The following is a 210-nucleotide window of genomic DNA, read 5'->3' on the forward strand; positions in this document are numbered from 1 at the left end:
AGTCAAATGAGGATAAATCGATTTGCTGAAAGGTTGCTAAGTCCACTTCCGGACAATCCCGGTAATGCACAATCGTGCGACTGCCATTTTGACGGTTCAGGGTGACGTAGGAGGTTGGCATTTTGCCCTCGCTCAGACGAGGGCAAAACCGGGTATCAATTTGCTGGCGATGCAAATCAGCTTCGATCACCTGCCCATCGGCTTCATCAA

Annotated in this window: 1 pseudogene; it reads right to left on the reverse strand. The window is 50.0% G+C overall.

Annotated features, from left to right (window positions below):
* Nucleotides 1-210 (reverse strand): annotated as a pseudogene (locus tag LGT40_RS00030) (PfkB family carbohydrate kinase); the annotation flags it as partial.

Source organism: Methylophaga pinxianii (genome assembly GCF_020447225.1).
Lineage (GTDB): Bacteria > Pseudomonadota > Gammaproteobacteria > Nitrosococcales > Methylophagaceae > Methylophaga > Methylophaga pinxianii.